Raw genomic sequence first — 24,112 nt, forward strand, 5'->3', positions numbered from 1 at the left:
GCCCGGAGGGTGGCCGGATTACGGCCGGGGACGCGGGGTCCGTCACTCGTACGTGTGCGGTGCGTGCCGATCCGTTTCTCCTCCCGGCGACCGGGAGAGGATCGCCGCATCGCCGACACGATCATGTGTCCGGCGCCCACAGGAAAGGCATGGCATGGCTCAGGGGACTGTGAAGTGGTTCAACTCGGAGAAGGGGTTCGGGTTCATCGCACCGGACGACGGTACTCCGGACGTCTTCGTGCACTTCTCCGCGATCGACTCCTCCGGTTACCGGTCGCTGGAGGAGAACCAGCGGGTGGAGTTCTCGACCTCGCAGGGCCCCAAGGGGCCGCAGGCTGAGCAGGTCCGCCCCCTCTGACATCCGCGAGCCGTCCACGACCGACCCGCACGCCCGCCCGGGCGCGCGGGTCGTTTCGTATGCCCGTCGTACCGCCCCCGTATGCCCTCCGCGCACGGGTCCGCTCCGCCCCGAAGTTCCCTCCCAAGACCCAGGTTTGGTCCCGCCGAACCGGTAAAGACGAAACCTCACAAGGGCTTTACACACCGGGGCTTCCCACGACGGGGGCTCGTACGACGAGGTAGGAGACGCATCATGGGCATCATCGCTTGGATTCTCATCGGGTTGCTCGCCGGCCTCATCGCCAAGGCGCTCGTGCCGGGCAAGGACCCGGGCGGCATCATCATCACGATGCTCATCGGTATCGCGGGCGGTCTCCTCGGCGGCTGGCTCGGCAAGGTCCTCTTCGGCGTCGACTCGATAGACGGCTTCTTCGACCTCTCCACCTGGATCGCCGCGATCGCCGGTTCGGCGATCCTGCTGGTCCTCTACCGGATGGTCACCGGCAACCGTCACTCGCACCGCCACGCCTGATCCGACGGCCCCCGGGCCCCGGATCGCACCTGCACCGACGACGGCTCCCCCTCCGCACCGGAGGGGGAGCCGTCGTCGCGTTCCGGGGCACCCGGTGGTGTCTGACAGGTCACGCCCAAGCGGGACCAATGGGGGGTTGACGGGCGAGTGTGATGAAAATACCTTTCAGGAGTGACCAGTGAACTGAAGGAAAGTTTCAGCAGCGACTCCCCGCCGGCCCCGGCGGCCCTCGCCGCCAAGGTCCGTACGCTCGCCCCTTCCATGACCCGTTCCATGCAGCGCGTCGCCGAGGCGGTCGCCGGGGACCCCGCCGGGTGCGCCGCGCTCACCGTCACGGGCCTCGCCGAGCGGACGGGTACGAGCGAGGCCACCGTGGTCCGCACCGCGCGGCTCCTCGGCTACCCGGGCTACCGCGACCTGCGCCTCGCCCTCGCCGGGCTCGCCGCCCACCAGCAGTCGGGGCGGGCCCCCGTGGTCACCGCCGACATAGCCGTGGACGACCCGATCGCCGACGTGGTCGCCAAGCTCGCCCAGGACGAGCAGCAGACCCTCGCGGACACCGCCGCCGGGCTCGACACCGGGCAGCTCTCCGCCGTCGTGACCGCCGCCGCCACCGCCCGCCGGATCGACATCTACGGCGCGGGCGCCTCCTCGCTCGTCGGCCAGGACCTGGCGCAGAAGCTGCTCCGGATCGGCCTCATCGCGCACGCCCACACCGACCCGCACCTCGCGGTCACCAACGCGGTGCAGCTGCGCCCCGGGGATCTCGCCATCGCCATCACCCACTCCGGTTCGACCAGCGACGTCATCGAACCGCTGCGGGCCGCCTTCGACCGGGGCGCCACCACCGTCGCCATCACCGGCCGCCCCGGCGGCGCCGTCACCCAGTACGCGGACCACGTGCTGACCACCGCCACCTCCCGCGAGAGCGAGCTGCGCCCGGCCGCCATGTCCAGCCGGACGAGCCAGCTCCTCGTCGTGGACTGCCTGTTCATAGGCATCGCCCAGCGCACCTACGAGACGGCGGCGCCCGCCCTCTCCGCTTCGTACGAGGCCCTCGCGCACCGCCACACCCACCGCCGCCGCTGACCTGCCGCCGCACCCGCACCCCGTACGCGTGACCCGCACAGAACCGCACGCGCACGCGCACGCGCACCCGCATCCCGCACCCCGCACGAGCACCACGAGAAAGCAGAGCCACGCCTCATGTCCTCCTCCGCGACCGGCCGCGACGGCCTCCTCGCCCAGCTCGCCACCCTCACCACCGAGCAGTTCCGCCCCGAGCTGGCCGAGATCGACCGGCTGCCCACTCTGGAGATCGCACGGGTCATGAACGGCGAGGACCGGTCCGTGCCGGACGCCGTCACCGGGCAGCTGGAGCGGATCGCCGCCGCGATCGACGCGATCGCGGAGCGCATGGCACGCGGCGGCCGGCTGATCTACATGGGCGCGGGCACCGCCGGGCGCCTCGGGGTGCTGGACGCCAGCGAGTGCCCGCCCACCTTCAACACCGACCCGTCCCGGGTCGTCGGGCTGATCGCGGGCGGCCCGTCCGCGATGGTGACGGCGGTGGAGGGCGCGGAGGACAGCCGCGAGCTGGCCGCCGCCGACCTGGACGCGCTCCGCCTCACCGCCGAGGACACCGTCGTCGGGATCTCCGCCTCGGGCCGCACCCCGTACGCGGTCGGCGCCGTCGAACACGCCCGTGCCCGGGGCGCGCTCACCGTGGGCCTCTCCTGCAACGAGGGCTCGGCGCTCGCCGCCGCCGCCGACCACGGCGTGGAGGTCGTCACCGGCCCGGAGCTGCTCACCGGTTCGACCCGGCTGAAGGCGGGCACGGCGCAGAAGCTGGTCCTCAACATGATCTCGACCATCACGATGATCCGGCTCGGCAAGACGTACGGAAATCTGATGGTCGACGTGCGGGCCTCCAACGAGAAGCTGCACGCCCGTTCGCACCGGATCGTCGCCCTGGCGACCGGCGCCTCCGACCAGGAGATCGAGGCCGCCCTCACCGCCACCGGCGGTGAGGTGAAGCCCGCGATCCTCACCATCCTCGGCCAGGTCGACGGCCCCACCGCCGCCGAGCTGCTGACCGCCTCGGACGGCCATCTGCGCGCCGCGCTCGCGGCCGCCCCCTCCCTCTGACCCCGGCCCGCCCTCCCGGGCACGACCGGGGGCACCCCCCACCCCCCGCACAGCAAGGCACCACGCACCATGGCAACTGATGACAAGCACCGCGCCACCGCCGCCGCGATTCTTCCGCTCGTCGGTGGCGCCTCCAACGTCCGTACCGTCGCCCACTGCATGACCCGGCTCCGGCTGGGCCTGCTCGACCCGTCCCTCGTGGACGACGAGGCGCTGAAGGCGCTGCCCGCCGTGATGGGCGTGGTCGAGGACGACACGTACCAGATCGTCCTCGGCCCGGGCAGCGTCGCCCGGGTCACCCCGGAGTTCGAGGCCCTGGTGGAGGAGGCCCGCGCCACGGCCCCGGCGCCCGCCGCCGCCGGGGTCGCCGCACCCGCCGATCCCCCGACGACCGCTGATGAACTCGCCGCCCAGGGAGCCGAGTTGCGGGCGGCCCGGAAGGCGAAGAACGCCACTCCGTTCAAGCTCTTCCTGCGGAAGATCGCGAACATCTTCGTCCCGCTGATCCCGGCCCTCATCGGCTGCGGCATCATCGCCGGGCTCAACGGCCTGCTGGTCAACCTGGGTTGGCTCCCCGGTGTGACGCCCGCGCTGGCGGCTGTCGCGTCCGGGTTCATGGCGCTGATCGCGGTCTTCGTCGGCTACAACACGGCGAAGGAGTTCGGCGGTACACCGATCCTCGGCGGCGCGGTCGCCGCGATCATCGTGTTCCCGGGGGTCGCCGACATCGAGGCGTTCGGGCAGAAACTCTCGCCCGGCCAGGGCGGTGTGCTCGGCGCGCTGGGCGCGGCGGTGCTCGCGGTGTACGTGGAGAAGTGGTGCCGCCGCTGGGTGCCCGAGGCACTGGACGTGCTGGTCACCCCGACCCTCACGGTGCTGATCTCCGGGCTGGTCACGCTCTTCGGCCTGATGTACGTGGCCGGCGAGGTCTCCTCCGCCATCGGTACGGCCGCCGACTGGCTGCTCTCGCACGGCGGCGCGGGTGCGGGGCTCCTGCTCGGCGGTTTCTTCCTGCCGCTGGTGATGCTCGGCCTGCACCAGGCGCTGATCCCGATCCACACCACCCTGATCGAGCAGCAGGGGTACACCGTGCTGCTGCCGATCCTCGCCATGGCGGGCGCCGGACAGGTCGGCGCGGCTGTGGCCGTGTACGTACGCCTCCCCCGCAACGAGTCGATCCGCCGCACCATCAGGTCCGCCCTCCCCGCCGGTCTGCTGGGCGTCGGCGAACCGCTGATCTACGGCGTCTCGCTGCCGCTGGGCCGCCCGTTCGTCACGGCGTGCGTCGGCGGCGCGTTCGGCGGCGCCTTCGTCGGCTTCTTCAACCAGCTCGGCACCTCGGTCGGCTCGACCGCGATCGGCCCGTCCGGCTGGGCCCTCTTCCCGCTCCTCGACGGCAACCACGGCCTCGGCGGCACCCTCGCGATCTACGCGGGCGGGCTGCTCGTCGGCTACGTCGCCGGCTTCGTCGCCACGTACTGCTTCGGCTTCAGCAAGGGGCTGCTGGCCGAGTTCAACGTGGAGCAGGGGGTGGCGGGTGCCGGTACGACCACGGTGGTGACCGGTTCGCCGGGCGCCACGGACGCTCCGGACTCCTCCGACCCGGGGCAGCGCCCCGCTCCGGCGAAGGTCTGAGGCCCGTCCCCTCTGTACGCGTACGCGCCACGGGCCGCCCTTCTCCGCGAGGGGCGGCCCGTGGCGTGCGTGACGCGATCACGAGGTCACGAGGTCACGAGGTCACGAGGTCACCCGATCGTGAAGTCGGCGGCCTCGGTCTCCAGGGTGGTGGTGCCGTCCCCGGCGGTGGCCAGCACGGCCGTGTGCCAGACCCCGCGCGGGGCCTCCTCGGCGTCCTCGCGGGTGAAGGCGACCCGGTAGGTGCAGTGCACGGTGTCCCCGCCGGAAGGCTCGCACTCCGCCGTCTCGACGGCGGCCATGTCCTTCTCGGTCAGGTGCATGTCGGAGAAGGACGAGTCCGCCGGCCAGACCAGGACGTTCACCTTCTTCACGCCCTCGGTCGACGTGACGTCCGTGGTGAAGGTCAACGAGCCGTCCCGGTCGCCGTCCGGGGCGACGTAACGGGCGGTGCTGTGCGCCAGGACGGGCGACTGCGGCTCGCCGGCGTACGCCACGGCGAAGGCTCCGGCGCCCCCGAGGGCCACCACTCCGGCAACCACGGACAGGACGGCGATGCGTCGGGACATGAGGGTTCTCCAAAGTCGTCGTCTCAGCGGGACCGGCGCCCCCAACCGCGCGCCGTCCAACCGATACTCGTCGCGCCGGACCCGCCGGACATGAGTACCGGGACTCACCCGGAGTGGGTGACCGCGCCCGCGCCCTGGGGACTTCAGTCCTGAGCCAGCCGCAGATCGACGAACGGGACGGTGTCGCCCGGCAGCAGGTACGTCTCCACCTCCACGAACCCCCGCGCCCTAGCGAACTCCAGCCCCTCGGCGTTGCTGCCCAGCACCACGGTCTCCACGGTCTCCGCCCCCAGCCGGCGGGCGACCGCGAGCCCGTGCGTGTACAGCGCGGTGCCGTACCCCCTCCTCCGGCGGTCGGGGAGGACGCGCGCGATCACCGTCGCCACCCCCTCGCCGGCGGCCGGCGGGCGCACGGTCGAGCAGCCGACCACCTCTCCCGCCACGTGCGCCACGAACAGCCGGTTGCGGGAGCGGCGTTCCCGCACCTCCTCGGCGGTGAGGAGCGCGGTCGGGATGATCAGGTTGTGGACCTGCCGCCAGGCCTCGGCCCGGGAGTCGTCGACGACGGGGTCTATGTCGAGTGCGTTCATGGCGGCATGAGACCCGCCTCCCGGGCCCGGCGTCAACGGGATCGGCGGTTCGCAGGAAGGCCGGCGGCACTCCTGCGTCAGCCCCGCACGTGCAGCCCGAAGCCACTGCGCCCCGCGGGCTCCAGGCCCTCCTTCAGCAGCAGCGAGGGGATGTCGTAGTCACCGAAGTTCTGCGGCCGGAACGCGATCGGATCGGTCGTCTCCAGAGTCAGCAAGCGCTGCCGCCACGCCTTGGCGACCTCCGGGTACTCCGCGTCGGTCATCCGGTCGGTGCCGTACAGCACGAACGGCGGCAGCACCTCGATGCCCGGGTAGTAGAGGATGCCGTGCTGGATCGGGAAGAGCAGATCATCGATGGGGCCGTTGATCCCGCGGGCGGTGTAGTGCGACTCCGGGCCGCCGGTGGTCACCGACAACAGGGCTCTGCGGCCCGCGAGGGTACCTTCGCCGAAGCGCTCGCCGTACTTGGTGTCGCTGTGCTCGCCGACGCCGTACGCGAAGTGGAAGGAGAACACGCGGTCCACCCAGCCCTTGAGGATCGCGGGCATCGAGTACCACCACAGCGGGAACTGGAAGATGATCGTGTCGGCCCACAGCAGCTTCTCCTGCTCGGCGCGGACGTCGGGGGTGAGCGTCCCGGCGTCGAAGGCCCGGCCCGAGTCCCGCGCGACCTGCAAAGGGGTGGAGGCGTCGGGTCCGTAGTCCGCCGCGTCCACGACCGCCTTCCAGCCCATCGCGTACAGATCACTCACCCGCACCTCGTGCCCGGCGCCCTCCAGGGTGGACACCGCGAGGTCCTTCAACGAGCCGTTCAGGGACTTCGGCTCCGGGTGGGCGTGGACGATCAGCGTCTTCATGGGAACTCCTTCGGTCGGATTCCCTGGAGTCTGGCCGCCCCGACGCCCGGTGTTCAGGGGCGCCGCTTCCGTCGGACCGGACTTCCTGGTAACGGCAGGACCACCCTCACCGGGTCTCGTCGGCAGCCGCCGTGACCATACTGGGAGGCATGGACGATCTCGCGGGCTTCCTCAGGACGCGGCGTTCCCGGGTCGACCCGTCGTCGGTCGGCATCCGCGCCGACAGCCGGCGCCGGGTCGCGGGACTGCGCCGCGAAGAGGTCGCGCACCTGTCCGGGGTCAGCGTCGACTACTACGTACGCCTGGAGCAGGGACGCGCGACCCAACCCTCCGACCAGGTGCTCGACGCGCTGGCCCGGGTGCTCGGCCTGGACGAGACCGAACGCGAACACCTCTCCCGGCTCGCCTGTCAGCGCCGCCGCGCGAAGGCACCGGGCAGCCGCATCCGCCCCGAGTTGCTGCGCGTCCTCGACCTGGTCGCGGAGGCCCCCGCGTTCATCATGAACCACCGCCTGGACGTGCTCGCCGGCAACCGCCTCGCCGGACTCCTCTTCGGCCGGCCGGTGCCGGGCCTGAACACCGCCCGGCACCTCTTCCTGGAGGAGGCCGAGCGCGGCCTCTACGCGGACTGGGAGAAGTGCACCCTGGATGTGGTCGGGCACCTGCGTCTGGCCGTCGGCCAGTACCCCGACGACCCCCGCCTGGCGTCGCTCATCGGCGAGTTGGCGATGGGCAGCGAGCGGTTCCGTCGCCTCTGGGCGCGCGCGGACGTACGCGCCCGCACCCACGGGCGCAAGCCGTACCGGCACCCGTTGGTCGGCCTGCTCGAACTGCACCAGGAGAACTTCGGCCTCCCCGGCGAATCCGGCATGGAGTTGGTGGTCCTCTCCGCGACACCCGGCAGCCCCGCCGAGGACGGGCTGCGCCTGCTTTCGAGCCTGGGCACGGAGAACGGTGACGTGGAGGAACCGTCGGTGCGCGCCCGGACGCGCGAGTAGCCCGCGCGGTCGGCACCGCCGGCACGCGGTTCAGGACTCCTGAGCCCGAACTCCAGTGCGTTCACGGAGTGCGTGTGTGAAGCCCGGGTTCGCGGGCACGCGATCCAATGAGCGCATCTCACCGGCCGTACGCATCGCGGTTCGCACAGCCGGGCGGGGAGCGCGACCGAAGGACCGCCGAGGAAGGAGCGACCCATGAGCACCGACCCGTGGGGTTACCACCCTGCCAGCGGCCACATCTCCGGAACCGACCTGACCGGATTCGCGGTCGAAGCCGTCGACGGGCACGTCGGCAAGGTCGACAAGCACTCCGACGAGGTGGGTTCCGCCCACCTCCTGGTGGACACCGGGGTGTGGATCTTCGGGCGGGAGGTCCTGCTGCCCGCAGGCGCGGTCTCCCGGATCGACACGGAGGAACGCGTGGTCCACGTCGACCTCACGAAGGAACAGATCAAGGATTCACCGGAGTTCGAACGGCAGACGCACTCGGGCGACCCGGCCTACTACACGGACCTGGCCACCTATTACGGGATGCACCGGCTGATCTGACGCCTCGCCGTCTTCCGTCGCCGTCCTGCCGTACGCACCACGAACACGAACACGGACCACGGACCACGGAACACCGGGAACAGAGCACGGTCGCACAACGCACGTCGTACGTCGCACAGAGCGGGGCGGGCCCGAAGAGGGTTCGCCCCGCGACGCGTGCCCGGGGCCGATGCGCCCGGTGGCCCGGTTGCGGGCCGCCTCCGGGCCACCGCGGGGCGGGCCGCCCCCGGGAATTTCCCTGCCGTTCCTCCTCTGCCCACCTGGCCTGGCTACTCTCCCCCCGCCCGGTCCAGCACAGGAGAGGTACGTCCATGAGCGCCTCGGTCCACCGCACCTCACCACGGCCCCGGGTTTCCCCGATGCCGGGCAGGCAGCCTCAGGACCGGAGCCGGGGAGCGAGCCCGTACGGCACCCCGGCGCAGCGCGCCCTCCTCTCGATCCAGTCCAGCGCCGGCAACCGGGCAGCGACCACGATGGTGCAGCGCGCCAGGGAAGCAGCCGCGGAGCGCCAGGACGCGGCTCCGACGAACGTCAACACCACCTCCCGATCGCAGAGATACCGCGACCGGGCAGCCGCGGGCTTCGACAGGCTCAAGAAGAACTTCGAGTTCATCGACACCTTCGTCAAGGGCATCCAGACCCCCACCAACGCGGGCTTCGCCCAGCACGCCTCCGCCACGGCCGACGAAGGCCTCAAGCACTCCGCCGCCGGCTCGGGATCCGGCGCCGCCGGGGTGGGCATCGGTGCGGAAGCCCTCGGCGCGTACATCAGCGGCAAGGACGGGCTCGAAGCCCGGAAGAACATGGCGAAGCACAAGGACGGAGCCGCCCATCACGGGGCGAGGAAGAAGTTCATCTCCAAGACGTCCGACGCCTTCGTCAGCGCCGCAAGCTCGATCAACCAGTCCCTCGCTTTCACCAAGGAGATGACCAAGGCCACGAAGGCGGCGGACGCCCTGGCGGCATCCGAGGCGAGCGGAGTCGGCTCCAGTCTCGTCGGCGGGGTGAAGGGAACACGCGCCGCGGTCCGCACCGCGACGACGCTCCGCAAGCACCACGCACTGAAAGCCTTCGAGAAACCCGACCGCGTCGAAGACACGGACCTGACCCGGCTGACGCAGGCACGGAGCGAAGCCGACCTGGCCATGGCCAGGGCCTACGTCGCCATGGACTCCCTGTGGGACCGCGAGGACGGGAACGGGCTGGAGGACATGCCGGCCGCCATCGACAAGGCCCTGTCGGCGATGGACGGCGCCCGCAACGCCGCCGACCAGTTCCGGCAGGCCGAGGACAAGAACACGATCAACACGGTGGTCGAGTACGCGATCGGCAAGCAGAAGAACAAGATGGCCAAGCAGGCCGTCACGGCCGTGGGTGAAACCGCCAAGGCCGCGGGCGGCATCGTGACGGCGGTCGCCGCCACCGCGGGCGCGGCCGGGCTCGCGAGCAATCCGGTCGGCTGGGGCATCGCCGCGTCCGCGGCCGGCCTCATCCTCGGCGTCGCCGCCTACAAGGGGGGCCGCGCGGGCACGAAGCGCTACGAGGGGGCCCGCCACCCCGAACGCTGGGCCGCGGACGGGGCGGCCCCGAAGACGCCGGCCTCCCGCGAAGAGGCGCTGAAGGAGGCCCTGAAGTTCTGGAAGAAGGTCGAGAACGGCGAACGCCAGGCGATGGCGCGCAGGATCTACGCCCTGGCGGCGGGTCCGGACATCGAGGGGAGCGGTCACACGACGACGGAGATGCGGGACTCGGCCAGATCCCTCCTCGTCATCCTCAAGGCAGGCCCCACCAACCAGAAGCTGACGCCCGAGGCGTGGGCGGCGTCCCTCGACGACCCGGGCAAGAGCGCCGCCTGGGTCAAGGAGATAGCGGAACAGCTGTCCTCGGCGTGACCGGGAGACGGGGCCGCGAGACGGGACCTGGAGGCGTGACCGGGAGACGGGACCGCGAGACGGGACCAGGAGGCGGGGCCGGGAGACGGGACCGCGTCGCTCCTTCCGGTCATGCCCCCGCGTCGCGCCGTCGAGCGCCCCCTGCCGCCGCCCCGCCGTCATGTCGGCGTGCGCCTCGATATCGTCGAAGAGCACAGGGGCGAGGTCATCGGTCCGTCTGCCGAGTGACGGGCCCGATGGCGTACGGCCGCCGCCGGACGGCCCCTCAACGGGGCAACTGGCCCTCCCTGTTGATCTCCGTCACCCGCGCGCGGAGCACCACGCCGGGCGGTGCCGGCTGCACCGCGTCGGGCGGGCAGTCCCACTCCGGGCCGCCGCCGGGCGGACGCAGCCGGATGTCCGGGCCCACCCGGCCCACCACGCGCCCGACCTTGCCCGTCCGGGCGTCGACCGCGAACGAACCCCGCTCCGGCACACACGGCTCAAGCCTTTCGACCGACATGTTGCACACCCTCCTTCACCTGGGCTCTCTCCCCGCCGATCACCCTCCGCATGCCCCCGCACCACCTTCTCCCGTGCCACCGCCCCGCGACCCGGCCCGTGCACGCGCCTCCTTCGGGGGCGGCAAGCCGTCCCCGCCGCTGCGGAAGTCGCTTCCCCGTACGGGCCGTCGGCGGCACGCGCCGTTGGCGGTACGCCGCCTCCGTGGCGGGATGCCGCCCGCACGCGTCTGCCCCGGAGCCCGGCCCCGCGGGTCTATCGTGAACACATGGCCACTCCCGAACTCATCCGCATCGTCTCCCGCGACTCGCCCATGGCCCTGGCCCAGGTCGCGCGTGTACGGGCCGAACTGGGCGCGCTGCACCCCGGAATCGCCACCGAGGTCGTCCCCGTGAAGACGACCGGGGACAAGTGGATGGGGGACCTCTCCCAGGTGGAGGGGAAGGGTGCGTTCACCAAGGAGGTCGACGCGGCGCTGCTCGCCGGGGAAGCCGATCTCGCGGTGCACTGCGTGAAGGACATCCCCGCGGACCGGCCGCTGCCGGCCGGGACGGTGTTCGCGGCGTTCCTGCAGCGCGACGACGTACGGGACGCCCTCGTGCACCTCGGTGGCCTCACGCTCGACGAGTTGCCGGAGGGGAGCCGTATCGGGACCTCGTCCGTACGCCGGATCGCGCAGTTGTCGGCCTCGCACCCGCATCTGGAGTGCGTACCGTTCCGGGGCAACGCCAACCGGCGGCTGGAGAAGCTGGCCGCCGGCGAGGCCGACGCGCTGCTGCTCGCCGCGTCCGGCCTCGCGCGCATCGGGCGCTCCGACACCGTCTCCGAGGTGCTCTCCACGGAGGCGATGTGCCCGCCGATCGGCGCCGGCGTGCTCGCGCTCCAGTGCCGCGAGGGCGACAGCGCCACGATCGACGCGGTCAGCGGCCTCAACCATCCGGGAACGTACCGGGAGATGACCGCCGAGCGGATGTTCCTGCACGTGCTCCAGGGACACTGCAACAGCCCGATCGCCGGGTACGCCACCTACGGAGGCAACGGCGAACTCTCCCTGCGGGCCTGCGTGTTCACCCCGGACGGCAAGACCGTCCTGAACGCCCACGAGTGGGCCGGTCCGCTCGACCCCGCCACCCTCGGCACCTCGGTCGCGGTCACCCTGCTGCGCCAGGGCGCCCGCGAGCTGATCGACTCCATCGAGCACTGATTCCGGCCCGGGATGAACGACGGCGTGGAGCTGAACGAGCTGGGCGGGCTGGGCGGGCTGAGCGGGCTGAGCGGGGACAGGGTCCTGCTGCGCCCGACGACCGACGGCGACACGGAGATCCTCCACCGGGTCGTACGCGAACCAGAGGTCGCGGCCTGGTGGTCACCGCCCCCGGACAGCTATCGGGACAAGCTGGCCATCGTCTTCGAGGGCGAGGTCGTCGGCGCCATCCAGTTCAGCGAGGAGAACGATCCGCAGTTCCGCCGGGCCGGCATCGACATCTTCCTGACGACGCGGCTCCGCGGGAGGGGTCTCGGTACCGACGCGGTACGCACGCTGGCCCGGTGGCTGGTGGGCGAACGCGGCCATCACCGGCTGACCATCGACCCCGCAGCGGCCAACACCTCGGCGATCCGCTGCTACGGCAAGGTCGGGTTCAAGCCGGTGGGAATCATGCGGGCGTACTGGCACAACGAACGGACGGGTGCCTGGGAGGACGGTCTGCTGATGGACCTGCTCGCGGACGAACTGATCTGAGCGCGCCCGCCCACGGGAGCACGTTCACCCAGGGGTGCGCGCTCACCCAGGGAGCACGCACACCCAGGGGAGCACGCACACACCAGAGCACGCGCACGAACGAATCTTCGATGGACAACCCGAACGAGTGAATTTCCGCGCGCCGCCCCGTGTGGCGCGGCGCTTCCCGACGCGGTCGCACCCCCGTGCGTACGGGCTTCCCCGCCCGCCCTTTCCGGCCCCCCGGCCCCCTGCGTCCCGCCCGTACGGCCTTCGGGGCGCTTCGGAGCACTTCCGGGGCATCGCTGGGGCTCTTCGGGGGCTCTTCGGGGGCTCTTCCGGGGCCGGGGGTTCCGCTTCACGGGTACCACACCAGGTTCTGCGGGGCCGCGTACGACATTTCGCTGACGGCGAGACGCGGCTCCCGGCGGGTGGGGCGTCCGTACCTTCGGACCGCTGAACCGAAGTGTCCGGAGTGTGCGGAAGGCAGGGGAGCACCATGGGAACGCTGGAAGGCAGAACCGCCGTCGTGACGGGCGGCTCCCGGGGGATCGGCCGGGGCATCGTGGAGCGGCTCGCGCGTGAGGGCGCCGAGGTCGTGTTCAACTACGCGCAGAACACCGAGGCGGCCGAGGACGTCGTCCGTACCGTCGAGGAAGCGGGCGGCCAGGCACGGGCGTTGAAGCTGGACCTGGCGGAATCCGGGGCGGCCGAGAAGCTGATGGAGGCCGCCGAGGAGCAGTCGTCCGGCGGCGTGGGCATCCTGGTGAACAACGCGGCACTGACCTTCACACCGGCCCCGCTCGCCGCGATCGAGGAGGAGGTCTTCGACCAGGCGTTCGCGGTGAACACGAAGGCCGCCTTCCTCACCCTGCGGTACGCGGCCCGGCACATGCCGGACGGCGGCCGGATCATCAACATCTCGACGCTCAACACCCTGCGGACCGCCCCGGGCATCGTGCCGTACCTGGTCAGCAAGGGCGCGCTGGAGCAGCTCACCGCCGGGGCGGCAGTCGAGCTGGGCGCGCGCGGGATCACCGTCAACACCGTCTCCCCCGGCGCCACCGACACCGATCTGCTGCGGGGCACCAACCCGGCCGAGGCGCTGGCCACGATCCCGGCCATGACGCCGCTCGGGCGCCTCGGGACGCCCGCCGACATCGCGGCCGTGGTCGCCTTCCTCGCCGGGGACGAGGGCCGCTGGATCACCGGCCAGAACATCCGGGCCACCGGCGGACTGGGCTGACCCGGGTGGCCATACCCGGGGTGGACATACCTGGGTGGGCTGACCCGGGGGCTGCCCCGGGCGCGGACATACCTGGGTGGGCTGACCCGGGGGCGGGCTGACCCGGACCGGGCCGGCGGGGCTGAGCCGACCCCGGAGCACGGCCATGGGCCCGGCGGAGCGGGGCACTCGGGTACGCGACCGTACCGGGTGGCCCCGCACCGCCGGGCCTTCAGCGCTCGCCGTACGCCGGTCGAATGCACGTACCCCGCCGGTCATGGTCTGCCGGACCCGGGCGACGGGGAAACGTCGGGGAGGACGGCGAGGAAGAGGCTGCGTTTGTCATGACTGCGACTCCGGAGGCCGGTACGGCCGCGTCCGAGGTGACCGATCGGCAACTGACCCTCATCGGCCTGGTGCTGGCGCTCGGTACCTTCACCACGCTCCTCGACACCACGATCGTCACCATCGCCCTCGACCATCTGCACACGACGTTCCACGCCTCGGTGGCCCAGACCCAGTGGGTGTCGACGGGCTACCTGCTGGCGTTCGTCTCGGTGATCCCGGTCAGCGGCTGGCTCTCCGAACGGTTCGGCGCGCGCAACGCGTGGATGTTCGCCATCGGTGCCTTCCTCACCGGATCGCTGCTCTGCGGACTCGCGGACTCCTTGCCCGAACTCATCGCCTTCCGGGTGGTCCAAGGGGTCGGCGGCGGCATGGTCATGCCGATCACGCTCTCGCTCGTCACCCGGGCCGCCGGACCGGAACGGATCGACCGCGCCACCGCCGCCGTCGCTCTCCCAGGCCTGCTCGGGCCGCTCCTCGGCTCGGTGCTCGGGGGCGCCGTCGTGCAGTCGCTGAGCTGGCACTGGCTCTTCTTCGTGAACGTGCCGGTCTGCCTCGCCGCCCTCGTACTCGGCCCGCTCCTGCTGCCCGCGACCGCCGGACGGCCCGGCCACCGGCTCGACGTACCCGGGTTCCTGCTGCTCACGCCCGGGGTCGTCGCCGTCGCGTACGGCATCAGCCGGACGTCCGGGGCCGACGGCTTCGCCGCCGCCTCCGCCTGGCTGCCGCTCGCCGCCGGCGGCGCGCTGCTCGCCGCCTTCGCGGTGCACTCGCTACGGGCCCGCCGCCCCGCCCTCGTCGACGTCCGGATGTTCGCCCGGCGCGGCTTCGGCCTGGGGAGCGTCATCACCTTCGCGAGCGGGTTCACCACCTACGCGCTGTCGTTCCTGCTGCCGCTCTTCTACCAGCAGGTCCGCGGGGCGACGGTGCTCCACACCGGTCTGCTGCTCGTCACGCAGGGGCTCGGCACGATGTTCTTCGTCGTGGTCCTGCGCACGGTCGCCGCCCGGCTCGACGGGCGCGTGGTCGTCGCCGCCGGGGTGGCGCTGGCGATGCTCGGTACGGTGCCGTTCGCCCTGGCGGACACCCACGGCGGTACGCCGCTTCTGCTGGCCGCGCAGTTCGCCCAGGGACTCGGCTTCGCCGCGACCACGTTCCCGGTGATGACGCTCGCCTTCTCGGGCCTGAGCCACGACGAAGCCCCGCGCGGCAGCGCCGCGTTCAGCGTCGTGCAGCGCGTCGGGGCACCCTTCGGCGTCGCCTTCATCGCCGTCGTCCTGCAGAGCCGCCTCGGCGGCGCGACCACCGCGTCGGAGGGACTCGCGGCGTTCTCCGTCGCGTTCTGGTGGGCCTTCGGGCTGAGCGCGATCCCGCTCCTCCTCGCCTTCCTGCTGCCTTCGTAGCGGGAGGCGGGAGGCGGAGGCCGGGGCGCGGGACGGAGGCCGGGGCGCGGGACGTCGGTCCGGGACGTCAGGCCGGGACGTCAGGCCGGGACGTCAGGCCGGGGCTCGGGACGGCCCCATTCTGAGGGGGCGGGGCCCAGGGGCGAGGACCGTCGCAGTGGCTCGCTCCGGATGATCCTCGCCGGTGATCAATTCCGCTCCGGCAGGTTGATGAACAGGTGTCCGGTGGTAGGTGAGGGGTGACGACGCCCGGTCGGGAGCGTACGGCTCGAACAGGCCCTACTGTGCAGGTCACGCACACCGCGCGGGACTCGCCCCGCGTGCCCGCCTGCCCCAGTCGGTGTCCTCGGCCTCCCCCGCCACCGGTCAAGGCACCGGCCGAGCCACCGGCCAACCCCGCCAGTTCTCCCGAGAAGAGATCACCATGCCCCAAGCGCCCGCCCTCATAGGCAAACTCGCGGAATCCGCCATGGGCCGCCGTGCGCGCGTACTCGATGTCCAGCAGCCCGCTCCCGGCTTCCTCGAACTCACGCTGAGCGCCGAGGCACCGCCCGGCGGCTGGCACCCCGGGCACGAGATCCAGTTCCGGGTCACGCCCACCCTGAGCCGGCGCTACACGGTGCGGACCGTGGGCGGACCCGGCACCGGAACCGGACCTGGCACTGGCACTGGCAGCAGCGCCCGTGGGGCCGGCGCCGAGCGGATCGGCATCCTCGCCGCGACCCAGCACCAGGGCCCCGGGTCCACGTGGGTGGGCGAACTCCGGTCCGGTACCGAGACCGTGATGCTGGCCGGCCGGCACCGCCCCCTCCGCGAGACCAGGGGCCGACGCCTCTACCTCGGCGACGGCTCCGCCCTCGGGGCCCTCGACGCCTACGCCCGGGTGGACGAACAGTCCCTCGTGGCCATCGAGGTGCCGCCGCCCGCAGTCGAGGCCCTGGCCGCCCGCTGGCCCCGGTACCAGTTCCTGCCCGTCGCCAAAGCCCCCGGCGACGCACTGTTCGCCTGGCTCGAATGCGCCGCCGGTGAAGGCGAGTTCACCCGCCTGGACGGTGCGATGCTGCTGGGCCACGCGCAGTCCATCCAGCGCCAGCGGGCCGCCCTGGTCGACAGCCGGATACTGCCGCGCCGCGCCGTCACCACCAAGCCGTACTGGGCCACCGGCAAAGTGGGCCTCTGAGCCTGACGGGGCGGGGCAGTCGGCACGAGATCCGGGATCGGATACCCGCGACCCGAGGTCCGGGACCCGCGGTCCGGGACCCGCGGTCCGGGACCCGCGGTCCGGGACCCGCGGTCCGGGACCCGCCTCCAGGGGCCAGGCGCCAGGGGCGGCCCTGTCCGGCCCCGTCCCATCCTCAATCCCGCCGGATCAGCTCGGGGTTGATCCGGCGGCCGACGACGGGGAAGGAGCCCGCAGTGGCCAGGGCGAGGACGCCTGCCGCGCAGAGGGCGAGGAGGGGAAGGCCGTCGGTGTCCCAGAGAATGTCACCGCCGCCCGCGACGAGGTAGCTGGATTCGGTGAGCTTGCCGGTGACCAGGGCGAGGGAGAGGCCCAGGGCCAGGGGAAGGACGACCTGGGCGCACTGGACGGCGCGCAGAGTGCGGGGGCGGGCACCGAGGAGGGCGAGGGCGGTGACCTGGGAACGGCGCTCCACCGCGCGGTCGGTGGCGGCGACCACGTAGGCGGCGACGCCGACGATCAGGCCGAGGACCATTCCGGCGCCGAGCAGCGCCTCGATGACGGCGATCTGCTGGAGTGCGCCCACGTCGACACCGATCGCCGTGACGTACGCGGTGGGTGCGGCGGCTCCGATTCCGTCGAGGACCTTCCGCACCGTGTTCGCGTCCGGGGCGCTGGTGAGGAGAATGCTCCCCCGGTCCACCACCGCCCCCTTCGGGAAGGCGGAGGGCGGCACCAGGAGAGGCAGGTCGGCCGCCATGGGTTCGTACGCCGTGTAGCGGGCCTCCGCCCCGGGAACGGTCACGTCGACCATCCGGGTCAGGCCGTCCTCGCGGTAGGTGAACGGATAGGCGGTGCCGGGGTGCCCGAGGTCGCCGCCGGCCGAGGCGTTCCGGGCGGTGAGGCGCACGGGCCGCCCGTCGACGCACCCTCGGAGGTCGATGACGAGCTCGGCCAGTTGGGCGCAGGTGGCGACCACCGCGTCCGTGGCGGGGCCGGGGTCCTCGAGGTTCATGTCCGTCCACGAGTGCACCGCCACGGCGTGGCCCCGGGTGCCGGGCACCTCGCTCAGCGCGGCCCGGCCCGCCGCGTCCACGCCGTCCAGCGAGACGGAGTAGTCCTGGCGGAAGGAGTTGGGGCGGGAGACCTGGCTCAGCTCGACCAGCACGCCTTGGGCGAGGGATGCGGCGAAGACCACGAGGACGAGTCCGGAGGCGACCCGGAGCGCGCTGCCCGGTTCCACCTCGTTGCGCCGCATGGCGAGTCCGAGCGAGAGGGACTCGGTGGACCGGGCGACCAGGCGGGACAGCCAGTGGCTGAGGAAGGGAAGGGTGAGGATCAGGCCGCTGCCCACCAGCAGGGCGGCCAGCGGGACGAGAAGTTCGGACAGCCCCTCGTCGGTGGGTTTCCGACCCGTCGCCCCGAGTACGCAGTAGGCCGTCACCACCCCCAGGCCCGCGACCAGGAGGTAGACGCCCCAGTGACGGGGGCGGGCCGGTGGGGCGGTCCTGCGTACGGCGAGGGGATCCCGTGCGGCCCGGCGGCCACCCGCCCGCCCGGCGAACCAGGCGAGAACCGGGCAGACGACCAGGCAGATCGCCACGGTGGAGGCGGAGAGCGCCCCGTCGGGGGCGTACCAGCGCAGGCCCGGCAGCCCGGTGCGCGCGACGACCTGGTTGACGAAGGTGTACAGACCGAGGCCCGCGACCGCTCCCAGCAGCGCGGCGGCGACGGTCTCCGCCGCGTTCACCCGCTGGGTGCCCTGGGCGCTCAGGCCGAGCAGGCGCAGGGCGGCGAGTCTTCGGGTCCTGCTCGCCGCCGAGAGCCGGGCGCAGACGGTGAGGAACACGGTGAGCGGCAGGAGTACGAGGGTGGCGAGGGTGAAGCGGAGGATGTCGAGGGTGGAGGGATCGACGGCGGGGGCGTCCGCGTACGTGCCTCCGAAGGCCGTGACGACGGTGCCCTTGGCCAGCCGGTCCGGGGTCACCCCGACGTAGGCGTACAGCTCGTCGGGGTGGCCGAGACCCGCTGCGGTGATCCTGCCCCGCTCGCGGCCGGGCAGGAGTCCGGCGAGCGCAGGATGGTCCCGCACCAGGTCGTGGAGGGCAGGGGAGAGATATACCTCGCCCGGCCGGGGAAGCTCCGGAATGCCCGGGGGCGGGGCGGGTACCTCGTCGCCCCGGGCGACGAAGACCCGGCTGAACGGTCGGGAGCCGTACGCGTCGTCGAGGAGGAGTTGACGGGTGCCGTGCGGGTTCGCGGAGGCATCGGGGTCGGAGGAGGCTGCGGGCTGCCGCGCCGCGGCACGTCCGTCACGGGCGTCCAGGATCGCGGGGATCGTGAGCACGGCCGCCAGGCAGCACACCCCGATCGCGCCGCCCACGACCATCAGGAGAAAGCGGACCCTGTTCCCCCGGCCGGAGCCGAACAGCAGCCTGAGCCCCAGTGCCAGCTCCTTCATACCGTCACCTGCTGCGCGAGCACGCCGTCCGCCATCGTGCAGCGGGTGTCGGCCCGGGCTGCCACCGACTGATCGTGGGTGACCATGACGACGGCGCTCCCCCGGTCCCTCGCCAGGCTCAGGAACTCGTCCAGCACGGCTGTGGCGTTGGCGCTGTCCAGCGAGCCGGTGGGCTCATCGGCGAACACCACGGCGGGCCGGTGCACCAACGCCCGGGCCACGGCGGCCCGCTGGCTCTGACCGCCGGACACCTGAGAGGGGCGGCGCTCCCGCAGACCACCGATCCCCAGCCGGTCGAGCACCTCCGCCACCTCGCCCAGAGCCGTCTTCTTGCGGAGCCCCGCGAGGCGGAGCGGCAGGGCCACGTTCTCCTCGATGGTCAGCTCGGGAAGCAACTCGCCGTACTGGAAGACGAATCCGAAGCGGTCGCGGCGGAGAGCGCTCAACTCCTCGTCCCCCAGCCCACCGAGCGGCCGGCCGTCGAAGACGACCTGCCCGCCGGTGACCGGGACGACTCCGGCCAGGCAGTAGAGCAGCGAGGACTTGCCCGACCCGCTCTGCCCGGTGATCGCCACCACTTCGCCCGGCCGCACCGAGAGCCGCGCATTCCTGACGGCCACGGTGGAGCCGTAGGAAAGGCAGACGCCGTCGGCCACCAGCGACCCGGTCCTGCTGTTCTGCATGGTTCGTGCCCCCTCGGATCGGGGCCGGGATTCGCCCGCACCCCACGTGTTCGCTCGCTCGGTCACCGATGGACGCGAGACGTCCCGTGAACTCGGTAAGGCCTTGAGCCGGGAGGACCCCTGAACTCAGGAAGGCCCGTGAAATCGGGAAGACCCTGAACTCGGGAAGGCCTCTGAAATCGAGAAGTCCCGCCCTTTTTTCCGGGGAGCTCTCTCGTAATGTCCCGCCCCCTGGGAAGTCCCGCCCCTTCGGGTAATCCGCCTCCCCCCATCAGGTGCGTGTGTGTCACCTCTTGTAGTGCGGGGCGGTGGCGCAGTTGTCCGGATGGAGCGTCCCCCTGTCCCGGCACACCCGGACGGTGGCGTCGCTGGTGTACAGAGCGGCCGCGTCGTACACGACCTTGTGGAGGGAGACCGTCTTCTTCTGCTTGCCGTAGAAGCGATTCCAGTCGTATCCCTCGACGCGAACCTCTACGTAGACGTTGTGGCCGTCGCCGGAATCGGCGTCCTTGAGCTTCCCCTTGAACTCGAAGCCACCGTGCTCGGTGCCCTTCGGGTTGAACCTGTACGTGCCACTGCTGAAGAGCGCGCCCGAGCTCTTGAGGCGGGGAATGGTGTGCCAGCCGGCAGCGAGTGCCGCCCCGGCACCACCGGCGAAGAGACCGACCGCGAGCGCCGCGCTCACCACGGCCTTCCGCCTGCCCCGCCCCCCGCCCAGCAGCTTCGTGAGACGCACGACGGCCGAAGGGCGCACAGGGGTGCGGATGTTCCGGACGCCCGGGGTGGCTTGGACGATCTGAGTGTTCGGCGCCGCCTGGATGCCGGAGGCGGTCTGGATGCCGGAGGCGGTCTGGATGCTCTGAGCGTTCGGGGTCTTCCGGATGCTCGGGGTGTTCACGGTGTTCGGGATGCTCAACTCGCCCAACATGGCCGACCTCCTGCCGACGCGCCGCCGAACCACCTCTTGGCGGCCCGTGATTACAGAACGTAGCAAGCCGAGGCGCAGCGTGACCATGACGCTGCGTGAACTAACCCCCATCGGGTGATCCTGGTGCTTTCCTTTCAACCGCGCGCGCAGGACGTGCCGTTCGCGCCGAGGGCGCACATCATGCGCACCCGCGCACCTCATCGACTCCTGGGCGCGCTCGCCCGTTCGGGGAGGTACTGCTCCACCCCGCCTCGCACCGCCCGGCTCAACCCCCGCGCGCGTTGAGCCGGGCGGCCTGGCGCGTCAGGTGATCGCGCTCGGCGAGGTCGGAAGCTCGGTGGGCCGCCTCGGCGTACAGCCGGGCCGCCTTCGCGAGGTCGCCGTCGCGCTCGTGGAGGTACGCCGCCACGGCGGTGTGGCGGGGCAGTGAGTCGTCCAGCGCGGCGAGTGCCGCCAGCCCCGCGCGCGGCCCGTCGGCCTCACCGACGGCGACCGCGCGGTTCAGCCGGACGACCGGGCTGCCGGTCAGGCGCGCCAACTCGTCGTACCACTCGACGATCTGCGGCCAGTCGGTCTCCTCGGCGGTGGGCGCGTCGGCGTGCAGGGCGGCGACGGCGGCCTGGGCCTGGTACTCGCCCAACCGGTCACGGGCCAGGGCCGCCTGGAGAATCCCGACGCCCTCGGCGATCAACCCGGTGTTCCACCGGCCCCGGTCCTGCTCGGCGAGCGGCACCAGGCTGCCGTCCGACGCGGTGCGCGCGGCACGCCGGGCATGGTGGAGCAGCATCAGGGCGAGCAGCCCGGACACCTCGGGGTGGTCGATACGGGCGGCGAGCTGCCGGGTGAGGCGGATGGCCTCGGCGGCGAGGTCGACATCGCCGGAGTAGCCCTCGTTGAACACCAGGTACAGGACGCGCAGCACGGTGCCGACATCGCCGGGCCGGTCGAGCCGCACGCCGGAGACGGTGCGCTTCGCCCGGCTGACGCGCTGCGCCATGGTCGCTTCCGGCACCAGGTAGGCGCGGGCGATCTGGCGGGTGGTGAGGCCCCCGACGGCGCGCAGGGTCAGTGCGACCGCCGACGCCGGAGTCAGGGACGGATGGGCGCAGAGGAAGTAGAGCTGGAGCGTGTCGTCCACCGCGGGCGCGGGCCCCGGCACGGGCTCCTCGTCCGCCCGGACCTCGCGGTGGCGGCGGGCGGTCTCCGCCCGGGTCGCGTCGAGGAACCTGCGCCAGGCAGCGGTGACCAGCCAGCCCTTCGCGTCGCGCGGAGGGTCGGCCGGCCAGACGCGTACCGCCTGGAGCAGCGCTTCCTGCACGGCGTCCTCGGCCGTCGCGAAATCGGCTCCGCGGCGGACGAGGACGGCGAGCACGCCCGGCGTGAGGCTCCGGAGCAGAGCCTCGTCCAACGCCGAGCCCGTCGCCCCGCCGGCCACCTTGCCCGACGCCCCGCCCAACGGCTCACCGGTCACCCCGCCCGACGCCCCGTCCATCGACGAGGTCACTCCGTGATGGTGGGGTGGTGCGAGCCCATGAAGGGGCGCAGCTCCAGCCACTCGTGGATCGGCGCGCCGCCCGCGCCGGGGGCGGCCGACAGCTCTCCGGCCAGCTCGACGGCGCGTTCGTACGTGTCGACGTCGATCACCATCCACCCCGCGATGAGGTCCTTGGTCTCGGCGAACGGGCCGTCGGTGACCGGCGGGCGGCCCTCGCCGTCGTACCGGACCCACGTTCCCTCGGGGGCGAGCGCCTGGCCGTCGACGTACTCGCCGGTCTTCTCCAGCCGGGCCGCGAAGTCGTTCATGTACTGGATGTGGGCCGAGATCTCCTCCGGGGTCCACTTGTCCATCGGCACGTCGTTGGCCGGTGCCGGGGCGCCACGGTAGTGCTTGAGCAGCAGGTACTTGGCCATGGTGTCTCTCCTCGCTGCGGCGACCGTGTTCGTTCTCGGCCGCGTTCGTCGCTTTCACTACGGGGACGGAACCGGTCACGGATTCTCGACATCGCCGGGCAGGAATCTTTCCCGGACCTACGGACCCAAGGGACCTCTGGCCCCCGGACCCCCGGACCTCTCCCGGACCCTCCCAGCGTGGTGCCCGGTTCTTCCCGTGTCCAACGAACGCCACCCACAGCGGGTACGACGCTCCGGCCGTTCCGGTCAGACGGAGCCGACCGACCCACCCGCACGGGCACGGGCATCCGCCGCGTAGTCGCGCAGCTCCAGCGCCGCGTTGATGCTCCGCCCCGCCTCGCCGGAGGCGAGCGTCGGCTCGGTCAGGGCCCTGTTGCGCGCCGCGAGGTCCTCGGCCGTACGCGGCGCGAGGACGGCGAGTCCGCTGTGCGCGAGGGCCTGGTTGGCCTCGACGAACTCCCGCAGCCCGCTCTCGTACGCGGCGAACGCGGCCGTGTGGTCCGCCCGCACGGCCAGTTCCCCGGCGAGGACGTACGCACCGATCAGCGCGATGCTCGATCCCTGCCCCGAGAAGAAGGACGGGGCGTACGCGGCGTCGCCGACGAGCGCGACCCGGCCCGTGGACCAGGACGGCAGGTGGATCTGCCCGGCCACGTCGAAGAAGAGGTCGTCCGCCTCGCGCATGGCGGCGACCATGCGCGGGACCTCCCAGCCCTCGTCGGCGAAGACGGAGGCGACGAGCTCGCGCTGGGCGGCCGGGTCGCGGAACGCCGCCGCAGGTACCGTCCGCGGCGCCAGGTCGGAGGCGAACACCAGGAACCCGTGCAGGTCCTCGGACTCCTCGACCGCGTACAGGACCGCGCCCTTGCCCGGGGTGTTGCGGATGACGCCCTCGTGGCGCAGGCCGAAGTCGTTGGGCAGGGTGAAACCGGCGAAGCACTGGCCGAGGGAGCGGTGGTAATGATCCTCGGGCCCCATCACCAGCCCCCGGGTGTGCGAGTGGATGCCGTCCGCCCCCACGACCAGTTCGAACGTCCGACGGGCTCCGCTGCGGAACACCACGTCCACGCCCCCGTCGGGCCCGTCCCCCAGGTCGTCCAGCGTCGCGATCGAGTCGCCGAAGAGGAACTCGACGTCGTCGCGGACGAGGCCGTACAGGAGGTCGGCCAGATCGCCCCGGCGCACCTCCACGTCCCGGCCGTCCACCCCGCCGGTCATGGTCTCCGGCCGGACCGCGGCCCGTACCGAACCGTCCGGGTCCAGGAACGACACCTGCCGGCTGTCCACGTGCGCGTCCCACAGCCGGGGCAGCAGCCCCATCCGCTCCACGACCTGGAGGGCGGTGCCCCGGATGTCGATGGGGTAGCCGCCGCCGCGTACCGCGTCCGCCTTCTCGACCACCGTGACCGCGAAGCCGTACCGGTGGAGCCAGTAGGCCAGCGCGGGGCCCGCGATGCTGGCGCCGGAGATCAGGACGCTGCGCTCGCGGGGCGCGGTGGTGCCCGCACCGGCGGCCGTACCGCGACCGGATTCCGTACCGTAGGTACTGGTCATGAGGTGTCCCCTCTCGACAGGTACGCAGACTCTCACCATCTACGTACCTTAGGTATCTTTTTTGCGGGCGCGAGAAGCCCGTGGAGCGATGC

Annotated in this window: 23 protein-coding genes; 13 read left to right on the forward strand and 10 right to left on the reverse strand. The window is 72.2% G+C overall.

Annotation, left to right across the window (positions count from 1 at the left end):
* Positions 1 to 154: 154 nt before the first annotated feature.
* The 5 genes from OG599_RS14765 (at position 155) to OG599_RS14785 (ending at position 4,654) form a co-directional block, all read left to right on the forward strand.
* Positions 155 to 358, forward strand: coding sequence for a cold-shock protein (locus OG599_RS14765; protein WP_327176440.1), 204 nt, complete (start codon positions 155 to 157; stop codon positions 356 to 358).
* 234 nt (positions 359 to 592) lie between these two features.
* Positions 593 to 871 (forward strand): GlsB/YeaQ/YmgE family stress response membrane protein, encoded by a 279-nt coding sequence (locus OG599_RS14770; RefSeq protein WP_327176441.1) that lies wholly within the window; start codon positions 593 to 595, stop codon positions 869 to 871.
* Positions 872 to 1,042: 171 nt separating this feature from the next.
* On the forward strand, positions 1,043 to 1,960 hold the full coding sequence (locus OG599_RS14775; protein ID WP_327176442.1) for a MurR/RpiR family transcriptional regulator: 918 nt from the start codon (positions 1,043 to 1,045) through the stop codon (positions 1,958 to 1,960).
* A 117-nt stretch (positions 1,961 to 2,077) separates the two neighbouring features.
* A complete protein-coding gene (gene murQ, locus OG599_RS14780; RefSeq protein ID WP_327176443.1) occupies positions 2,078 to 3,019 on the forward strand; it encodes an N-acetylmuramic acid 6-phosphate etherase in 942 nt (313 codons plus the stop codon).
* Positions 3,020 to 3,088: 69 nt separating this feature from the next.
* The gene (locus OG599_RS14785; protein WP_327176444.1) at positions 3,089 to 4,654 is read left to right on the forward strand and encodes a PTS transporter subunit EIIC; all 1,566 of its coding nucleotides are present in this window, start codon (positions 3,089 to 3,091) and stop codon (positions 4,652 to 4,654) included.
* 110 nt (positions 4,655 to 4,764) lie between these two features.
* Here OG599_RS14785 and OG599_RS14790 read toward each other — a convergent pair whose 3' ends face one another.
* From OG599_RS14790 to OG599_RS14800, 3 genes are all read right to left on the reverse strand, one after another.
* Positions 4,765 to 5,223 carry a DUF5707 domain-containing protein gene (locus tag OG599_RS14790; RefSeq protein WP_327176445.1) on the reverse strand — a complete coding sequence of 153 codons (459 nt, stop codon included), beginning with the start codon at positions 5,221 to 5,223 and terminating at the stop codon, positions 4,765 to 4,767.
* Positions 5,224 to 5,366: 143 nt separating this feature from the next.
* Positions 5,367 to 5,813 (reverse strand): GNAT family N-acetyltransferase, encoded by a 447-nt coding sequence (locus tag OG599_RS14795; RefSeq protein WP_327176446.1) that lies wholly within the window; start codon positions 5,811 to 5,813, stop codon positions 5,367 to 5,369.
* 77 nt (positions 5,814 to 5,890) lie between these two features.
* Positions 5,891 to 6,670, reverse strand: a complete 780-nt coding sequence (locus tag OG599_RS14800; RefSeq protein ID WP_327176447.1) for an NAD(P)H-dependent oxidoreductase — start codon at positions 6,668 to 6,670, stop codon at positions 5,891 to 5,893.
* Between the two features lie 149 nt (positions 6,671 to 6,819).
* On the opposite strand from OG599_RS14800, the gene OG599_RS14805 reads away from it, so the two are divergent.
* The 3 genes from OG599_RS14805 (at position 6,820) to OG599_RS14815 (ending at position 10,109) form a co-directional block, all read left to right on the forward strand.
* The gene (locus OG599_RS14805; RefSeq protein WP_327176448.1) at positions 6,820 to 7,668 is read left to right on the forward strand and encodes a helix-turn-helix transcriptional regulator; all 849 of its coding nucleotides are present in this window, start codon (positions 6,820 to 6,822) and stop codon (positions 7,666 to 7,668) included.
* A 195-nt stretch (positions 7,669 to 7,863) separates the two neighbouring features.
* The gene (locus tag OG599_RS14810) at positions 7,864 to 8,217 is read left to right on the forward strand and encodes a PRC-barrel domain containing protein (RefSeq protein WP_327176449.1); all 354 of its coding nucleotides are present in this window, start codon (positions 7,864 to 7,866) and stop codon (positions 8,215 to 8,217) included.
* A 311-nt stretch (positions 8,218 to 8,528) separates the two neighbouring features.
* The gene (locus tag OG599_RS14815; RefSeq protein ID WP_327176450.1) at positions 8,529 to 10,109 is read left to right on the forward strand and encodes a hypothetical protein; all 1,581 of its coding nucleotides are present in this window, start codon (positions 8,529 to 8,531) and stop codon (positions 10,107 to 10,109) included.
* Between the two features lie 265 nt (positions 10,110 to 10,374).
* Here OG599_RS14815 and OG599_RS14820 read toward each other — a convergent pair whose 3' ends face one another.
* The gene (locus OG599_RS14820; protein WP_327176451.1) at positions 10,375 to 10,611 is read right to left on the reverse strand and encodes a hypothetical protein; all 237 of its coding nucleotides are present in this window, start codon (positions 10,609 to 10,611) and stop codon (positions 10,375 to 10,377) included.
* Positions 10,612 to 10,878: 267 nt separating this feature from the next.
* Here OG599_RS14820 and hemC point away from each other — a divergent pair, with 267 nt between their 5' ends.
* From hemC to OG599_RS14845, 5 genes are all read left to right on the forward strand, one after another.
* The gene (gene hemC, locus OG599_RS14825; RefSeq protein ID WP_327176452.1) at positions 10,879 to 11,814 is read left to right on the forward strand and encodes a hydroxymethylbilane synthase; all 936 of its coding nucleotides are present in this window, start codon (positions 10,879 to 10,881) and stop codon (positions 11,812 to 11,814) included.
* 12 nt (positions 11,815 to 11,826) lie between these two features.
* Positions 11,827 to 12,351 carry an aminoglycoside 6'-N-acetyltransferase gene (gene aac(6') / locus OG599_RS14830; protein WP_327176453.1) on the forward strand — a complete coding sequence of 175 codons (525 nt, stop codon included), beginning with the start codon at positions 11,827 to 11,829 and terminating at the stop codon, positions 12,349 to 12,351.
* A 478-nt stretch (positions 12,352 to 12,829) separates the two neighbouring features.
* Positions 12,830 to 13,576: an SDR family oxidoreductase gene (locus tag OG599_RS14835; protein WP_327176454.1), complete on the forward strand. Its 747-nt coding sequence runs from the start codon at positions 12,830 to 12,832 to the stop codon at positions 13,574 to 13,576.
* Positions 13,577 to 13,899: 323 nt separating this feature from the next.
* Complete coding sequence (locus OG599_RS14840; protein ID WP_327176455.1) at positions 13,900 to 15,303, forward strand: DHA2 family efflux MFS transporter permease subunit; 1,404 nt, start codon at positions 13,900 to 13,902, stop codon at positions 15,301 to 15,303.
* Between the two features lie 424 nt (positions 15,304 to 15,727).
* Positions 15,728 to 16,483, forward strand: coding sequence for a hypothetical protein (locus OG599_RS14845; protein WP_327176456.1), 756 nt, complete (start codon positions 15,728 to 15,730; stop codon positions 16,481 to 16,483).
* A gap of 175 nt (positions 16,484 to 16,658) precedes the next feature.
* On the opposite strand, the gene OG599_RS14850 is transcribed toward OG599_RS14845, so the two are convergent.
* The 6 genes from OG599_RS14850 to OG599_RS14875 all read right to left on the reverse strand — a co-directional run bounded on the left by OG599_RS14850 (position 16,659) and on the right by OG599_RS14875 (position 24,020).
* Positions 16,659 to 18,944: an FtsX-like permease family protein gene (locus OG599_RS14850; RefSeq protein ID WP_327176457.1), complete on the reverse strand. Its 2,286-nt coding sequence runs from the start codon at positions 18,942 to 18,944 to the stop codon at positions 16,659 to 16,661.
* Complete coding sequence (locus tag OG599_RS14855) at positions 18,941 to 19,627, reverse strand: ABC transporter ATP-binding protein (protein ID WP_327176458.1); 687 nt, start codon at positions 19,625 to 19,627, stop codon at positions 18,941 to 18,943. Before OG599_RS14855 ends, OG599_RS14850 begins: the two co-directional genes overlap by 4 nt.
* A gap of 286 nt (positions 19,628 to 19,913) precedes the next feature.
* Positions 19,914 to 20,555 carry a hypothetical protein gene (locus OG599_RS14860; RefSeq protein WP_327176459.1) on the reverse strand — a complete coding sequence of 214 codons (642 nt, stop codon included), beginning with the start codon at positions 20,553 to 20,555 and terminating at the stop codon, positions 19,914 to 19,916.
* A 265-nt stretch (positions 20,556 to 20,820) separates the two neighbouring features.
* Positions 20,821 to 21,963, reverse strand: a complete 1,143-nt coding sequence (locus OG599_RS14865) for an RNA polymerase sigma factor (protein WP_327180042.1) — start codon at positions 21,961 to 21,963, stop codon at positions 20,821 to 20,823.
* Positions 21,964 to 22,055: 92 nt separating this feature from the next.
* Positions 22,056 to 22,466 carry a YciI family protein gene (locus tag OG599_RS14870; RefSeq protein WP_327176460.1) on the reverse strand — a complete coding sequence of 137 codons (411 nt, stop codon included), beginning with the start codon at positions 22,464 to 22,466 and terminating at the stop codon, positions 22,056 to 22,058.
* A gap of 246 nt (positions 22,467 to 22,712) precedes the next feature.
* Positions 22,713 to 24,020 (reverse strand): FAD-dependent monooxygenase, encoded by a 1,308-nt coding sequence (locus OG599_RS14875; protein ID WP_327176461.1) that lies wholly within the window; start codon positions 24,018 to 24,020, stop codon positions 22,713 to 22,715.
* Between the last annotated feature and the right edge of the window lie 92 nt (positions 24,021 to 24,112).

This window comes from Streptomyces sp. NBC_01335 (assembly GCF_035953295.1).
GTDB lineage: Bacteria > Actinomycetota > Actinomycetes > Streptomycetales > Streptomycetaceae > Streptomyces.

What these genes read in the sequence shown, in the direction of transcription:
- murQ (WP_327176443.1), top strand. Translation starts at nt 2,078, where the DNA reads ATGTCCTCCTCCGCGACCGGCCGCGACGGCCTCCTCGCCCAGCTCGCC.
- OG599_RS14800 (WP_327176447.1), bottom strand. Translation starts at nt 6,670, where the DNA reads ATGAAGACGCTGATCGTCCACGCCCACCCGGAGCCGAAGTCCCTGAAC.
- OG599_RS14785 (WP_327176444.1), top strand. Translation starts at nt 3,089, where the DNA reads ATGGCAACTGATGACAAGCACCGCGCCACCGCCGCCGCGATTCTTCCG.
- OG599_RS14875 (WP_327176461.1), bottom strand. Translation starts at nt 24,020, where the DNA reads ATGACCAGTACCTACGGTACGGAATCCGGTCGCGGTACGGCCGCCGGT.
- OG599_RS14815 (WP_327176450.1), top strand. Translation starts at nt 8,529, where the DNA reads ATGAGCGCCTCGGTCCACCGCACCTCACCACGGCCCCGGGTTTCCCCG.
- OG599_RS14770 (WP_327176441.1), top strand. Translation starts at nt 593, where the DNA reads ATGGGCATCATCGCTTGGATTCTCATCGGGTTGCTCGCCGGCCTCATC.
- OG599_RS14845 (WP_327176456.1), top strand. Translation starts at nt 15,728, where the DNA reads ATGCCCCAAGCGCCCGCCCTCATAGGCAAACTCGCGGAATCCGCCATG.
- OG599_RS14870 (WP_327176460.1), bottom strand. Translation starts at nt 22,466, where the DNA reads ATGGCCAAGTACCTGCTGCTCAAGCACTACCGTGGCGCCCCGGCACCG.
- OG599_RS14820 (WP_327176451.1), bottom strand. Translation starts at nt 10,611, where the DNA reads ATGTCGGTCGAAAGGCTTGAGCCGTGTGTGCCGGAGCGGGGTTCGTTC.
- OG599_RS14850 (WP_327176457.1), bottom strand. Translation starts at nt 18,944, where the DNA reads ATGAAGGAGCTGGCACTGGGGCTCAGGCTGCTGTTCGGCTCCGGCCGG.
- OG599_RS14765 (WP_327176440.1), top strand. Translation starts at nt 155, where the DNA reads ATGGCTCAGGGGACTGTGAAGTGGTTCAACTCGGAGAAGGGGTTCGGG.
- OG599_RS14790 (WP_327176445.1), bottom strand. Translation starts at nt 5,223, where the DNA reads ATGTCCCGACGCATCGCCGTCCTGTCCGTGGTTGCCGGAGTGGTGGCC.
- OG599_RS14805 (WP_327176448.1), top strand. Translation starts at nt 6,820, where the DNA reads ATGGACGATCTCGCGGGCTTCCTCAGGACGCGGCGTTCCCGGGTCGAC.
- OG599_RS14835 (WP_327176454.1), top strand. Translation starts at nt 12,830, where the DNA reads ATGGGAACGCTGGAAGGCAGAACCGCCGTCGTGACGGGCGGCTCCCGG.
- OG599_RS14840 (WP_327176455.1), top strand. Translation starts at nt 13,900, where the DNA reads ATGACTGCGACTCCGGAGGCCGGTACGGCCGCGTCCGAGGTGACCGAT.
- OG599_RS14855 (WP_327176458.1), bottom strand. Translation starts at nt 19,627, where the DNA reads ATGCAGAACAGCAGGACCGGGTCGCTGGTGGCCGACGGCGTCTGCCTT.
- OG599_RS14860 (WP_327176459.1), bottom strand. Translation starts at nt 20,555, where the DNA reads ATGTTGGGCGAGTTGAGCATCCCGAACACCGTGAACACCCCGAGCATC.
- OG599_RS14810 (WP_327176449.1), top strand. Translation starts at nt 7,864, where the DNA reads ATGAGCACCGACCCGTGGGGTTACCACCCTGCCAGCGGCCACATCTCC.
- hemC (WP_327176452.1), top strand. Translation starts at nt 10,879, where the DNA reads ATGGCCACTCCCGAACTCATCCGCATCGTCTCCCGCGACTCGCCCATG.
- OG599_RS14795 (WP_327176446.1), bottom strand. Translation starts at nt 5,813, where the DNA reads ATGAACGCACTCGACATAGACCCCGTCGTCGACGACTCCCGGGCCGAG.